Consider the following 13,722-nt stretch of genomic DNA (forward strand, 5'->3'; position numbering starts at 1 on the left):
CAGTCGCGAACAGGGGTGGCACGGTGAGCGCGAGGAGTGAGCCGGGTTTGCGAGCCCCGCAGTCGCGAACAGGGGTGGCGCGGTGACGAGGAGCGGTGCGGGGCCGACGTTGGTGCTGGTGCTGGCCGTCGCGGTGCTGGTCGGGTGCGGGGTGATCCTGCTGTTGGAGCGCAGCCTGACCCGGATCCTGCTCGGGGTGATCATGCTCGGCAACGGGGTGAACCTGTTGATCCTGTTGGGCGGGCGGTCGGGTGCGGCGCCGATCGTCGGCACGGGCCCGGTGGAGCGGATGAGCGACCCGCTGCCGCAGGCGATGGTCCTGACCTCCATCGTGATCACCTTCGGGTTCACCGCGTTCCTGCTCGCTGTGGCGTACCGCAGTTGGTATCTGTCCGGGGACGACGAGGTGCCCGACGACCTGGAGGACAGGCAGATCATCCGCCGGGCCGGACGCAACGAGGTGGGTACTGTCGATCACGGTGGCGAGGGCCCGAACGGAGACCCGGAACAGGTCGATCCCGAGCCGGCCCGCCGACGGCTACGACGCGGGGACGAGTCGTGATGCGCGCCCTGGTGCCGCTGCCGGTGGTGGTGCCGCTGCTCGGTGCGGCGCTGACCCTGCTGCTGGCCGGGAAGCCCCGAATCCAGCGAACGATCAGCGTGCTGTGTCTGAGCGGCACGCTCACGGTGGCTGTGGTGCTGCTGGTGCAGGCGTACCGGCACGGGCCGGTGGTGGTGGCGGTCGGGGGGTGGCCGGCGCCGGTCGGCATCGTCCTGGTGGCCGATCAGCTGGCCGCGCTGATGGTCGTGGTCTCGTCGGCGGTGACGCTGTGCGTGTTGCTGTACTCGGTCGGCCAGGGCGGCAGCGAGACGATTGAGAGCTCCCCGGTGTCGATCTTCCACCCGACGTACCTGGTGCTCACGGCGGGTGTCACGAACGCGTTCCTGGCCGGTGACCTGTTCAACCTCTTCGTCGGGTTCGAGATCCTGCTGGCCGCCAGCTTCGTGCTGATCACTCTGGGGGGCACGGAGACCCGGATCCGGACCGGGTCGACGTACGTGGTGGTCAGCATCCTCTCCTCGATGATCTTTCTGATGTCGGTGGGTCTGGTGTACGCGGCCACCGGCACACTCAATCTTGCCCAGCTCGCCCAGCGTCTCGACGACCTGCCCGGCGGTGTCCGACTGGCCCTGGAGCTGATGTTGCTACTGGCCTTCGCGATCAAGGCGGCGGTCTTCCCGCTGTCGGCCTGGCTGCCGGACAGCTACCCCACCGCACCGGCTCCGGTCACGGCCGTCTTCGCGGGCTTGCTCACCAAGGTGGGCGTCTACGCGATCATCCGCACCGAGACGTTGCTGTTTCCGGGTGGGCGTGCCCACATCCTGCTCATGGTCGTCGCCGGGCTGACCATGGTGATCGGCATCCTCGGCGCGGTGGCCCAGTCCGACCTGAAGCGACTGTTCTCGTTCACCCTGGTCAGTCACATCGGCTACATGATCTTCGGGGTGGCGTTGAGTACCGTGGCCGGCCTCTCCGGCGCGATCTTCTACGTGGTGCACCACATCACCATCCAGACCACGCTGTTCCTCGTCGCCGGCCTGGTCGAGGAGCGTGCCGGCAGCACCGACCTGCGTCGTATCGGCGGGTTGGCCCGGGTGGCGCCGCTGCTGGGTGTGCTCTTCTTCATCCCGGCCATGAATCTCGCCGGCGTACCACCGTTCTCCGGCTTCCTCGGCAAGCTCGGCCTGCTCCAGGCCGGGGTGGCCGCCGGCGGGCCGCTGCCCGGCGTGCTGGTCGCGGCCGGCACGCTGACCAGCCTGCTCACCCTGTACGTGGCGTCCCGGGTGTGGAACATCGCCTTCTGGCGCGCGCCCCGGCTGGCCACCAGCGAGCCGGGGATCCAGCTGCCGAAGCTGATGGTGGGCGCCACAGTGGCCCTGGTCGCCCTCGGGCTGGCGTTGACAGTGCTGGCCGGTCCGCTCTTCGACGTCACCACCGACGCGGCTTCGGACCTGCGGCTGCGCACCCCGTACGTCCGTGCCGTGCTGCCGGGCGGTGTGCCGTGACCGGCCCCCCGGAGCCGGCTCCCGACACCCCCGGGTCCGCCGTGGTGGGGCGAGGGCGGCTCGGGCGCTGGCGGGACCAGGCGGTGGCGCTCGGGTGGCTGGTGGTGGTCTGGATCCTGCTCTGGGGTGACGTCAACTGGGCCAACCTGATCGGTGGCCTGTTGGTGGGTGCGGCCGTGCTGGTGTTCTACCCGCTGCCGGCGGTCAGCTTCGGTGGCCGGTTGCGACCGTGGGCGCTGCTGGAGTTCGCGGGCCGGTTCGCCGTCGAGCTGGTCAGCGCGAGCCTGCACATCGCCCGGATCGCCGTGCAGCCCGGCTACCGACCGCGCGGGGCGATCATCGGGGTCCGGTTGCGGGTGGCCACCGACCTGAACCTGGCGCTCACCGCCGAGGCGGTCTCGTTGGTGCCGGGCACGTTGATTCTCGAGGTGGACCGGGACTCCGGAACTCTCTACCTGCACGTCCTGGACACCCACGGTCCCAGGGACCTGGACGTGGCCCGGGCCCGCACGCTCACCGTCGAGCGGCGAATCGTCCGCGCGATCGGCTCCACCAGCGAACTGCGCCGACTCGACGTCACCTCACCCGAGAAGGGAACCCGCCCGTGACCACCTTCCTGGCCGTCGTCCTCACCGCACTGCTGTCGGTCACCGCGCTCCTCGCGCTGGCCCGCCTCTACCGTGGCCCGTCGCTGGTCGACCGGGTGATCGCCGCGGACATGCTGCTCGCCACGATGGTCGCCGGGGTGGGCGCCGAGGCGGCGGTCAACCGGCACGCCACCACGCTGCCCGTGCTGGTGGTGCTCTCCCTGCTCGGCTTCGTGGGCTCGGTGTCGCTGGTCCGCTTCGCCGTCCGGGAGCAGCAGTGATCGCGACGATCGCGGACTGGCTCGGCGCCGGTTGTCTGGTGGCCGGCGCGCTGCTCGCCCTGGCCGCCGGGATCGGCGTACTGCGGTTCCCGGACGCGCTGTCCCGGATGCACGCGGCCACCAAACCACAGGTGCTCGGGGTGCTCCTGTTGCTGCTGGGCATCGCGTTGCGGCTGCGGTCCCCGGCGGACCTGGGCATGATCCTGCTGGTGGCGGTCTTCCAGTTGTCCACCGCGCCGGTCGCGGCGCAGATGATCGGGCGGGCCGCGTACCGGTCGGGGCGGCTTGACCGGAGCCTGCTCGACGCCGATGAGCTGGCCGAACGCGGATCAGGTGGTGGATCGGCGGGCCCGGCGTGAACGGCCCCGGGCGGCCCGGTGAACCGGACGATCCGCTCCTTCGGCCCACCCCCAGCGGAGTCCCAGCCGACGCCGATAAAATAGCGGCATGATCGACTCTTCTGCCCAGGAGGGCAGCAGTAGCCAGCCGGGTCGTGCCCGGCATATCCCCGTACCGACGACCCCGGGAGCCCTGAGCAACCCGTGTTGATCGTCGTTGGTCTCCTTCTGATCATTGTTCTTACTGCCGCCACCGGCTACTTCGTGGCGCAGGAGTTCGGCTACGTCGCCGTGGACAGGGGCAAGCTGCGCCAGCTCGCCGACGATGGCGATCCGGCCGCCGCCCGGGCCCTGACCGTCACCAGTCGGCTCTCCTTCATGCTCTCCGGTGCCCAACTCGGCATCACCGTCACCGCCCTGCTGGTTGGTTACGTCGCCGAGCCGTACCTGGGCGGCGGGCTGGCCGACCTGCTCGGCGTGGCCGGCGTCAGCGAGGCGGTCAGCCTTCCGCTGTCGGTGGCGTTGGCCCTGGTCATCGCCACCATCGTGCAGATGGTCCTCGGTGAGCTGGCCCCGAAGAACCTGGCCATCGCGCGGGCCGAGCAGTTGGCGCGGGCGCTGAGCCGCTCCACCCTCGTCTACCTGGCCGTCGCCGGACCGCTGATCCGGCTCTTCGACCGGGCCTCGGTCCGGCTGCTGCGCCGCCTCGGCATCGAACCGATCGAGGAACTGCCCAGCGGCGCCACCCCGGCGGACCTGGAGCAGATCATCGCCGAGTCCCGCGAGGAGGGCAGCCTCGACGCCGAGATGTCCACGCTGCTCGACCGAGGTCTGGACTTCCGCGAGCTGACCGCCGGCGAGGCCATGGTGCCCCGCGTCGACGTGCACACCGTCCGGGCGCACGAGCCGGTGAGCCGGGTGGTCGAGCTGCTGGACACCGGCCACTCCCGCTTCCCGGTACGCGGTGCGGAGGGCGTCGACGACGTGCTCGGCATCGTCGGTATCGCCGACGTGCTCGGCGTACCCCCGGCGGAGCGGGCCACCACCCCGGTGAGCGCGGTGGCCGGGCCGCCGCTGCTCGTACCGGAGACGTTGCCCCTGCCCACAGTGCTCGACCGCCTGCGGTCCGGGCACCGGCAGATGGCGTGCGTGGTCGACGAGTACGGCGGCTTCGCCGGCGTCATCACGCTCGAGGACATCGCCGAGGAACTGGTCGGCCCGATCCGCGACGAGGACGACCCACCGGACCGGGCACCCGCCCGGCAGGACGACGGATCCTGGGTGGTGCCGGCCCGCTGGCGGATCGACGAGGTCGCCGACAGCACCGGCATCGCCCTGCCCGAGGCCCCCGAGTACGACACCCTGTCCGGGTTGGTGATGCGGGAGCTGGGCCGGGTGCCCGAGGTCGGTGACCGATTGGAGATCAGCCTGCAACCCGAGGGCGCGGACGGCGAGGTCAACGAGGCGGAGCCCCGGGCGCTGGTCGAGGTGCTGGCCGTGGACCGGCACGTGGCCGACTCGGTGCGGTTGCAGTTGACCAAACCCGAGGTGACCGCATGAGCCCCGGGATCGCACTGTTCAGTTCGGTGATCCTGCTGGCGCTGAACGGGTTCTTCGTGGCCGCCGAGTTCGCCCTGGTGGCCAGCAAGCGCTACCGCCTGGAACAGGCGGCGGCAAACGGTGGCCGAGCGGCACGGGCCGCGTTGGATGGCGTCCGCGAGCTGTCGCTGATGCTGGCCGGCGCGCAGCTCGGCATCACGCTGTGCACCCTGGGTCTCGGCGCGCTGGCCGAGCCGGCGATCGAGCACCTGCTCAGCCCCCTGCTGCACGCGGTGGGCCTGCCGGACGCTGCCAGTCACCTGATCGCCCTGGTCTTCGCCCTCGGGGTGGTGACCTTTCTGCACCTGGTGGTGGGGGAGATGGCACCGAAGTCGTGGGCGATCACCGACGCGGAGCGCTCGGCGACGCTGCTCGCGTTGCCGTTCCGCGCCTTCGCCCGGGTTTCCCGGCCGGTGCTCTCCGCGCTGAACGCCCTGGCCAACGCGATCCTGCGGCTGTTCGGCGTCAATCAGCAGGACCAGCTCGCCCAGGTGCACGGCCCGGACGAGCTGCGGATGCTGCTGGAGCAGTCCCGGGAGCACGGGCTGCTCGGTGCTGAGCAGCACCAACTGCTGACCAGCATGCTGGAGTTGCAGGGCACGTCGGTGGCGCAGGTGATGGAACCGTTCGCCACCATGGTCACCGTCCGCCGCGACGACCCGGCCGAGCGGATCGAGGAGGTCAGCCGGGACAGCGGCCGATCCCGGCTCGCGGTGCTCGACGAGGCGGGCGACGTGTGCGGGCTCGTGCACGTCCGGGAGGCGGTACGGGTGGTCACCACCGGCCGGGTCGCCACCGCCGGGGAGCTGATGACCCCCGCGTTCACACTGCCCGCGACGTCCTCGGTCACCGAGGCGGTGGCGGCGATGCGGGCTCGACAGTCACAACTCGCGCTGGTCCGCAACGGCGGTGGCCCGGCCCGGCCGATCGGTTTCGTGGCCCTGGAGGACCTCCTGGAGGAGGTCATCGGGGAGTTCGACGACGAGACCGACACGGTGCCCCGAGGGCGGCGGTTGCGCTGACCCCTACGACCCGGCCGGGTCGAGGAGGCGCGGCCGGGTCGAGGAGGCGTGGCCAGGTCGGCGCGGCAAGCTTGAGGTCACCCCGACCGGGTAGGCGCGCCGGGTGGGGCCGGCACGGCCCCGTCCCGGGAGGGGGCGTGCGGTGCGGCTGACGGGAGTGTCCCCGGAGTCCGGTGGGACCGGGCTCTCCGTGCAGACAACGCTGCCCAACCCGAGTACCCGACCGGGCCTGCGCCTGCCCGGACGGGTGACCCTCGCTGCCGGCCCGGACAACGTGCTGGTGCGGCACATCCGACTCGGCCTGGTCACCACCGTCGAGCCGGACGACCCGTCCGCGCCCCGGCGTCTCATGCAGTTCTTCGACGTGCCGATCGCCGGCCGGTTCGTCGTACCGGCCGGTCGGCGGCGGGCTGTCGACTTCGCGTTCCCGCTGCCGTGGGAGACCCCGGTGACCACCTTCGGTGGGGTGCCGCTGCTGAGCCTGCGGATGGGTTTGCGGACCGAGGTGTCCCTCGACCCCGATCTCGACCAGGGGGCCATGGTGCCGGTCTTCGTGCACCCGATCCCCACCCAGCAGCACGTGCTGGCGGCGCTGGACACCCTCGGCTTCATGATCCGCCAGTCCGGGTTGCAGGAGGGCGGGCTGCCAGGGGTGGAACACAACCTGCCGTTGCACCAGCGCTGGGGCTACTGGGTCGGACCGCTCTACGCCGGCCCGATCACCGAGCTGGAAGTGATCTTCGTGACCAACTCGGCGGGCCTGGAGGCGATCCTCTGGATGGACCGCCGGCTGGCGCTGGCCGGCATCACCCACCAGAGCATCAGCCGGTTCCGGATCTGGCACGAGGGCGCCGACCGGCGGGACTGGGTCGCCACTGTGGACGGCTGGATCCGCCAGGCGATCAACCGACACGCCGCCGCTGCCGCGCACGCCGACTGGTCCGCGCAGATCGCGGGATCAGCCCACGTCAGCCGCCACCCCGACGAGCCGATCAAACCGGGTTACGGCCTCGGCGGCACAGCCGGCGGCGCCGGCATAGGAGGCGGTGGCTCCGGCGGCGGCGACGGCACCTGACCCGCCGCACTCGCCCCGCCCCTTCGCGCTGCCCGCGCTGCCCGCCCCGCCCCTTCGCGCTGCCCGCCCCGCCCTGCCTCGCCCCTTCGCGCTGCCCGCCCCGCCCTGCCTCGCCCCTTCGCGCTGCCCGCCCCGCGCCGCCCTCGCCGCCGACCCCGCGCTGCCCTACGGCCCCGTCGATCATGGAGTCGTGGTGGGATGAACATCCCGTTTCGCGCCTTTCATGAGGCACCACAACTCCAAGATCGACGCGTGCGGAGGACGCGACGTCGCTAACCTCCGCGATCTTGCACTTTCGGTGCCGACAAATCAGTCAACAGCGCGCATTTCGCCAACCGAAAGTGCAAGATCGCGGGCAGCCGGGCAGCCGGGCAGCCGGGCAGCCGGGCAGCCGGGCAGCCGGGCAGCCGGCCGCGCGAGCGGGCGGGCGGGAGCGGGGGCGGCGAGGCGCGGGTCAGCCGGCGGTGGCGGTGGCCAGCTTGAGGCTGAAGGCCAGGAACAGGGCTGCCACGGCGGTGGTGCCGCCGGCCGCCAGGCGGCGGCGTTGGCGGAACTGGGCGGCCAGGAAGGTGCCCGCGAAGATCAACGCGGTCAGGTAGAGCACGCTGGTCACCTGCGCGATCAGCCCGAGCAGCAGGAACGACAGCGCCGGCCACGCGTAACCGGGGTCGACGAACTGGATGAAGAACGAGATGAAGAACAGGATCGCCTTCGGGTTCAGCAGGCTGATCACCAGCGCCTTCCGGAACGGGCTGCGCATCGCCGCCGGCTCCGCGGCGTCGATGAGCCGCGGCGTGCTCGGGTCGTTGCGGTCGCGCCAGCGCCGCACGGCGCCGAGCAGCATGGTCACTCCGACATAACCGAGGTACGCGGCACCTGCGTACTTGATCACCAGGAACAGCGGCGGGTACGCCTTGAGCAGCGACGCCACCCCGGCGGCGGAGAGGAACATCAGCACCCCGTCGCCGACGAACACGCCCGCGGCGGCCCGGTAGCCGACCGCGACGCCTCGTTTGGCGGCGGTGGAGAGCACGAAGAGTGAGTTCGGCCCGGGCAGCAGGATGATGGCCACGGTGCCCAGCACGTACGTCCAGATGTCGGTGATCCCCAGCACGCCCGCCATCATCACGCCACCGGTGCCGTCCGCAGAAGTCTTTCCCGCAGCCTGGCCTGTGCGTTCGGCCACTCGTCGACGGTCATCGCGTACTGCACGGTGTCCCGCCAGGAGCCGTCCAGGCGTTGTCGGTGCATCCGCAGCACCCCTTCCCGGGTCGCCCCGAGCCGTTCGATGGCCGCCTGGGAGCGACCGTTGCGGATGTCGGTGTGCCAGGTGACCCGTACCGCGCCCAGGTCGTCGAAGGCCCGGCCGAGCAGCAGCAGCTTCGCCTCGGTGTTGATCCCGGTACGCCACCAGGGTCGGCCGAGGAAGGTGTACCCGATCGCCACCGCCCGCCGCTCCGGGTCGATCTCGTAGTAGGACGTGCTGCCCACCACCGCCCCGGTCGCCGCGCACCGCTGCACCCAGGCCACCCGCTCGCCCCGGTGCTGGGCGGCCAGGGCGGTGCCGATCACCTCGGCGGTTTCGGCGGGCGCGGAGGGCGGCGCGACGTTGAGGTGTCGCCACACTTCAGGGTCCGTGGTGGCGGCGTGCAACTCGTCGGTGTGGGTCAGGTCCAGCTGCTCCAGCCGAACGTGCTCGCCGTGCAGCGGCACCGGGTCGTGCCACGGCGTGCGGGGCGTCCGCAGGTACGCCGGCAGCGGCGCGGTGACTCCGGCGTCCGGCTCGGGTGCCCCGGCGGTCAGTCGCAGCGGCAGCACGCCGGCCCAGTGCGGCAGGTCCAGGTCGGCCTCGTCCTCGCGGACCCCGCCGGTGCGGGCCCGGACGGACACCTCGCGCAGTGGCAGCGCCAGTACGGCGGTTTCGGCCAATTCGCGACGGCTGGGCGGACGAGTGGCGGTGCTGCGTCCCGCGCCGACCTTCTCGACCAGCGCGGTGAGCATGGCGAGCTTTTCCCGCTCGTCGGTGACCAGTCGGGCGGTGCCGTGCGCGACGACCGAGCGGTAGTTGGCGCTGTGGTGGAACTGGGAGCGGGCGTAGACCAGCCCGTCGAGAATCGTCACCGCGACGCAGACCGGCAACCCGTCGTCGCCCCGGGCGGCGAGCAGCGGCCGACTGCCGGTGGAGCCGTGCAGGTAGAGCGTGTCGCCGATGCGGACGTGCAGGGTGGGCAGCACCCGTGGCTGGCCGTCGACGGTGAAGCTGAGCGCGCAGTCGTACGCCTCGTCGAGTACGGCGTGGGCGGCGGCCTGGTCGTAGCTCATCCTGTCGCGGGAGCGGTGGGGTGTGGTCCGGGCGGTGGGTGGATACATGCGCTCGCCCCTTTGTTCTAGTACAATCTCGTATTTGTGTCAGCACAGTATCAGCTCACCGGTACGACAGCCGTCGAGATTTCGGCCAGCATCGAGTCGGGCATCCGTACCGGCGCCCTGTCAGCGGGAGCCGCCCTGCCACCCGTGCGGGCGCTCGCCACCGAGCTGGGTGTCAGCCCCGCCACCGTCGCCCGCGCCTACCAGGAGCTACGCCAGCGCGGCCTGCTCGCCACCGCTGGTCGGCACGGGACCCGGGTGCGCCCCCGCCCGCCGGTGGCCGCCCGTCGCTCCGCACTGCGTCCCCCACCGTTGCCCGGCGCCCGGGACCTGTCCCGCGGTGAACCCGACCCCCGTCTGCTGCCCCCGCTGGGCCCGCACCTGGCGGCGCTCGCCAGCGAGAACGGCCCGTCGGTCGGCTACTCCGATGCCGGGGTCCTGCCCGAACTGGCCGAGACGGCCCGCGCCCGGCTGGGCGCCGACGGCGTACCGGCCGGGGAGTTGACCCTGACCGGCGGTGCGCTGGACGGCATCGAGCGGTTGCTCGGCGCCCACCTGCGCCCCGGCGACGCGGTGGCGGTCGAGGACCCGGGCTGGGCCAACCTGCTCGACCTCGTCGCCGCGCTGGGCCTGCGCCCGATCGGCGTACCAGTGGACGACGAAGGGCCGCTGGTAGCCGGGGTGGCCGCGGCGCTCGCCGCCGGAGCGCGGGCGCTGATCGTCACCAGTCGGGCACAGAATCCGACCGGTGCCGCCGTCTCCGCGGATCGCGCCGAGGCGCTGCGGACGCTACTCGCCGGCCGACGGGACCTGCTGTTGATCGAGGACGACCACGCTGCCGAACTGGCCCTCGTACCCCTGCACCCGCTCGCCGGTGCGACAGCGAGCTGGGCCTTCCTCCGCTCGGTGAGCAAGCCCTTCGGCCCGGACCTGCGGCTGGCGGTGCTGGTCGGCGACGAAACGACAGTGGCCCGGGTGAGCGGTCGTACCCGGGTCGGTGCCGGCTGGGTCTCCACAGTCCTGCAACGTCTGGTGCTCGCCCTCTGGCGGGACCCGGCGGTCACCGAGTTGGTGCAGCGGGCGGCGCAGAGCTACGAGCAGCGCCGCGAGGGGCTGCTCGCCGCGCTGGCCGAACGCGGCCTGACCGCACACGGTCGCAGCGGCATCAACGTCTGGCTGCCGGTCGCGGACGAGACCAGCACTGTGACAGCGCTCCGCGACGCCGGCTGGGCGGTGGCCCCCGGCGCGCTCTACCGGATCGCCGCCCCGCCGGCCCTGCGCATCACCGTCAGTTCCCTGGACACCGCCGACCTGGCCCCCCTCGCTGCCGCCCTGGCCCGAGCCGAAAACCCACCCCCCACCCAGGGCTTCCCCACCTGACCCCCGCCCTCGCCCCCGCGCGGCCCGCCCGCCCCCGCCCCCGCCCCCGCCCCCGCCCCGCGATCTTGCAGTTTCGGTTGGCGAAATGTCGGGCCTGTGGACGTTGGTCTGTGCAGAAAGTGCAAGATCGCGGGGATTCGGGACGGCGGGGACGGGTACGCGGGGGCCCGGAGGTGGGGGACATGGCTTCAGGTGGGGCTCGTAAGGGGATCTGGATCGCCATTGCGGTGGCGATCATCATCATCGTCATCGTGCTGATCGCGATCGCGTCCGGCGGCGACGGCGGCGGAAACGGGTACTGACGCGTCGCGGCCGGGGCGTACCCGGCGGTGAGCATCGAACGGGTATATAACAGTCGGCATGGCCGAGCAGACCGGGAGCGCTCCGGGCGCCCAGCGGTTCATCCCGCCTGACGCCGATACCATCAACGACCTGCGCACCGCCGCGGGCGGCTGCCGGGGCTGCGAGCTGTACCGGGACGCCTCGCAGACGGTCTTCGGCCGGGGTGACGAGAGCGCCCGGGTGGTGCTGGTCGGCGAGCAGCCCGGCGACATGGAGGACCAGAAGGGGCTGCCCTTCGTCGGCCCGGCCGGACGCCTGCTGCGCCGCGCGGTCGACGACGCCGGGCTGGACCCGGGTCACCTCTACCTGACAAATGCCGTCAAGCACTTTCGCTTCGAGTTGCGTGGCAAGCGGCGGATCCACCAGACCCCGGACCAGGCGCACATCACCGCCTGCCGGCCGTGGTTGGTCGCGGAGTTCGCCCGGCTGCGTGCGGAGATCGTGGTGGTGCTCGGCGCGACCGCCGCCAAGGCGCTGCTCGGCCCGTCCTTCCGGGTCACCCGGCAGCGGGGCGAGCTGCTGCCCTGGCCGGAGTCGGCGCAGCACCCCGCGGACTTCGAGCAGGTGCCGGTGGACAGTGCCGGCACCCGGGCCGACGCCCCGCAGGCTCGGCTGCTGGCCACCATCCACCCGTCCGCAGTGCTGCGGGCCGACGACCAGGACAAGGCGTACGAGGGGCTGGTCGCCGACCTGACCGTCGTCACCCGCGCCCTGCCCGCCTAGCCGGCGACCAGGGCCCACCGCGGCCCGAGCTGGCGACCAGGGCTCACCACGGCCCACGGACGGCCCACCACGGCTAATGCCCGGCGACCGCAGCCGCCCCGGCCCGAGCCGGCGGAAATTGCCGCCCGGGTCGCGCGCCGAGGCGATACCCGCCGGAAACGGCGATGCGTGAACCGCGAAACAGATCCTCTGCAGACTCATGCGAGTCGATCTTGTAGGGGAGGCCGTTATGAGCGATCAGACGCAGTCGATGGTCAGCCGGCGTGGGTTCCTGCGTACGGTTGGAATCAGCGGCGGTGCCGGAGCGATGCTCGCCACGATGGGCGCCATGGGGCTGGCCCCCAGCGCGGCGGCGTCGGTCACCCCGGCATTCCGGCCGCCGGAACCCTCCGACTTCACTCTCAGCGGGCGGTCGGGCGCCAGCGTGGTCGTGCTCGGCGGCGGCATCGCCGGGCTCACCACGGCGTACGAGTTGGGCAAGGCCGGCTATCACTGCACCGTCCTGGAGGCGCGGCACCGCGTCGGTGGGCGGAACCTGACCATTCGGGGCGGCGACGTCGAGACCGACCTCGACGGACGCACCCAGCGGGCCGGCTTCTCCGACGGGGTCTACTTCAACGCCGGGCCGGGCCGCATCGCACAGTGGATGGTCACGATGGACTACTGCCGGGAACTCGGCGTGCCCATCGAGGTCTTCACCAACCAGAACGCCGACGCCTGGATCTACAACGAGTCCGCCGGGATGACCGAGCCGGTCCGGTACCGCACCGCCAAGGCCGACGTGTACGGCTACGTCTCGGAGCTGCTCGCCAAGGCCACCGACCAGGGCGCGCTGGACGCCCGGCTCACCACCGAGGACCGTGACCGGCTGCTGTCGTTCCTGCAGAGCTTCGGCGCGATCGGCGGACGGACCAGCGACTGGGCGTACACCGGGACCAACCGTCGCGGCTTCTCCGCGTATCCCGGTGCGGGTAACGACGTGGGGAGTCCGCTCGGTGCGCCGCCGGCGCTCGCCGACGTGTTCGCCAGCAACATCGGCCGGTACTTCTCCTTCGAGTTCGGCTACGACCAGGCCATGCTGATGTTCCAGCCGGTCGGCGGGATGGACCAGATCCCCCGAGCCCTGGCCCGCGCGGTGGGCCCGCACCGGATCCGACTCAACGCCGAGGTCACCGGGGTGACCGACCGGGGCAGCCGGGTCGAGGTGACCTATCGGCAGGGCGGCCGGCAGTCGCAGGTCACCGCCGACTACTGCGTGGCGGCCCTGCCGCCGCACCTGATGGCCCGGGTGCCGCACAATCTCGGCACTGCGGTGACCGCGGCCCTGGCCGATTTTCCGGTCACCGCCTCCGGGAAGATCGGCCTGGAATACCGCAGCCGCTGGTGGGAGACCGATCAGCGGATCTACGGCGGCATCACCGAGACCGACCTGGACCTGTCGCACATCTGGTACCCGTCCTACGGCTTCCACGGGAAGCGCGGCCTGGTGGTCGGGTACTACAACACCGGGGCGAACGCCAGGGCGTACAGCGGGCTCACGCCGGAGCAGCGCAGCGAGCGCGCGATCAGCCAGGGTGTGAAGATCCACGGTGACAAGTACCGCAGTGAGCTGGTCACCTCGTACTCCCACGCCTGGGACCGGACCCGCTACATCGAGGGCGCCTGGACGTCGCCCCGGTACGGCACGGCCGGCTACAACCTGCTGCTCCAGCCGGCCGGGCGGGTCTACTTCGCCGGGGACTGGCTCAGCCACGAGGTGGCCTGGCAGCACGGCGCGTTCGTCGCGGCGCGTTCGGCGGTCTCCGCACTGCACCAGCGGGTGATGGCGGGCTGACCCTGAGCTGTCCAGATCTTGGACAGTTTCCGTCAGCGGGGCGGGCTCAACCGGTGGTTGCAACACCGAGGAGCTGGGTCATTTTCTCACCTGGGGTGGCCCAGCCC

At 71.8% G+C, this 13,722-nt stretch carries 13 protein-coding genes; 11 read left to right on the forward strand and 2 right to left on the reverse strand.

Going from position 1 to position 13,722, the window contains the following annotated elements; all coding sequences use genetic code 11:
* Positions 1 to 82: 82 nt before the first annotated feature.
* The 8 genes from ACFYPG_RS32805 (at position 83) to ACFYPG_RS32840 (ending at position 6,969) form a co-directional block, all read left to right on the forward strand.
* Complete coding sequence (locus ACFYPG_RS32805) at positions 83 to 562, forward strand: Na(+)/H(+) antiporter subunit C (protein WP_355009526.1); 480 nt, start codon at positions 83 to 85, stop codon at positions 560 to 562.
* Entirely contained in the window at positions 562 to 2,067 is a 1,506-nt protein-coding gene (locus ACFYPG_RS32810) for a Na+/H+ antiporter subunit D (protein ID WP_355009525.1), read from the forward strand. The genes ACFYPG_RS32805 and ACFYPG_RS32810 overlap by 1 nt, the downstream gene beginning before the upstream one ends.
* On the forward strand, positions 2,064 to 2,675 hold the full coding sequence (locus tag ACFYPG_RS32815; protein ID WP_355009524.1) for a Na+/H+ antiporter subunit E: 612 nt from the start codon (positions 2,064 to 2,066) through the stop codon (positions 2,673 to 2,675). The genes ACFYPG_RS32810 and ACFYPG_RS32815 overlap by 4 nt, the downstream gene beginning before the upstream one ends.
* Positions 2,672 to 2,935, forward strand: a complete 264-nt coding sequence (locus ACFYPG_RS32820; protein ID WP_355009523.1) for a monovalent cation/H+ antiporter complex subunit F — start codon at positions 2,672 to 2,674, stop codon at positions 2,933 to 2,935. The genes ACFYPG_RS32815 and ACFYPG_RS32820 overlap by 4 nt, the downstream gene beginning before the upstream one ends.
* Positions 2,935 to 3,294, forward strand: coding sequence for a monovalent cation/H(+) antiporter subunit G (mnhG, locus tag ACFYPG_RS32825; protein WP_355009596.1), 360 nt, complete (start codon positions 2,935 to 2,937; stop codon positions 3,292 to 3,294). The genes ACFYPG_RS32820 and mnhG overlap by 1 nt, the downstream gene beginning before the upstream one ends.
* A gap of 183 nt (positions 3,295 to 3,477) precedes the next feature.
* Positions 3,478 to 4,833 carry a hemolysin family protein gene (locus ACFYPG_RS32830; protein ID WP_355009522.1) on the forward strand — a complete coding sequence of 452 codons (1,356 nt, stop codon included), beginning with the start codon at positions 3,478 to 3,480 and terminating at the stop codon, positions 4,831 to 4,833.
* Positions 4,830 to 5,894, forward strand: coding sequence for a hemolysin family protein (locus tag ACFYPG_RS32835; protein WP_355009521.1), 1,065 nt, complete (start codon positions 4,830 to 4,832; stop codon positions 5,892 to 5,894). The genes ACFYPG_RS32830 and ACFYPG_RS32835 overlap by 4 nt, the downstream gene beginning before the upstream one ends.
* A gap of 142 nt (positions 5,895 to 6,036) precedes the next feature.
* On the forward strand, positions 6,037 to 6,969 hold the full coding sequence (locus ACFYPG_RS32840; RefSeq protein WP_355009520.1) for a sporulation protein: 933 nt from the start codon (positions 6,037 to 6,039) through the stop codon (positions 6,967 to 6,969).
* 454 nt (positions 6,970 to 7,423) lie between these two features.
* Here ACFYPG_RS32840 and leuE read toward each other — a convergent pair whose 3' ends face one another.
* Together leuE and ACFYPG_RS32850 are read right to left on the reverse strand one after the other, a co-directional pair.
* On the reverse strand, positions 7,424 to 8,095 hold the full coding sequence (gene leuE, locus ACFYPG_RS32845) for a leucine efflux protein LeuE (protein ID WP_355009595.1): 672 nt from the start codon (positions 8,093 to 8,095) through the stop codon (positions 7,424 to 7,426).
* Complete coding sequence (locus tag ACFYPG_RS32850; RefSeq protein ID WP_355009519.1) at positions 8,095 to 9,339, reverse strand: bifunctional pyridoxamine 5'-phosphate oxidase family protein/GNAT family N-acetyltransferase; 1,245 nt, start codon at positions 9,337 to 9,339, stop codon at positions 8,095 to 8,097. The genes leuE and ACFYPG_RS32850 overlap by 1 nt, the downstream gene beginning before the upstream one ends.
* A 36-nt stretch (positions 9,340 to 9,375) precedes the next feature.
* On the opposite strand from ACFYPG_RS32850, the gene ACFYPG_RS32855 reads away from it, so the two are divergent.
* The 3 genes from ACFYPG_RS32855 to ACFYPG_RS32865 all read left to right on the forward strand — a co-directional run bounded on the left by ACFYPG_RS32855 (position 9,376) and on the right by ACFYPG_RS32865 (position 13,615).
* Positions 9,376 to 10,716: an aminotransferase class I/II-fold pyridoxal phosphate-dependent enzyme gene (locus ACFYPG_RS32855; protein ID WP_355009518.1), complete on the forward strand. Its 1,341-nt coding sequence runs from the start codon at positions 9,376 to 9,378 to the stop codon at positions 10,714 to 10,716.
* 360 nt (positions 10,717 to 11,076) lie between these two features.
* Positions 11,077 to 11,781: a UdgX family uracil-DNA binding protein gene (locus ACFYPG_RS32860; RefSeq protein ID WP_355009517.1), complete on the forward strand. Its 705-nt coding sequence runs from the start codon at positions 11,077 to 11,079 to the stop codon at positions 11,779 to 11,781.
* Positions 11,782 to 12,010: 229 nt separating this feature from the next.
* On the forward strand, positions 12,011 to 13,615 hold the full coding sequence (locus tag ACFYPG_RS32865) for an FAD-dependent oxidoreductase (protein ID WP_355009516.1): 1,605 nt from the start codon (positions 12,011 to 12,013) through the stop codon (positions 13,613 to 13,615).
* Positions 13,616 to 13,722 lie beyond the last annotated feature (107 nt).

It is taken from the genome of Micromonospora sp. NPDC005553 (genome assembly GCF_042871765.1).
Classification (GTDB): Bacteria; Actinomycetota; Actinomycetes; order Mycobacteriales; family Micromonosporaceae; genus Micromonospora.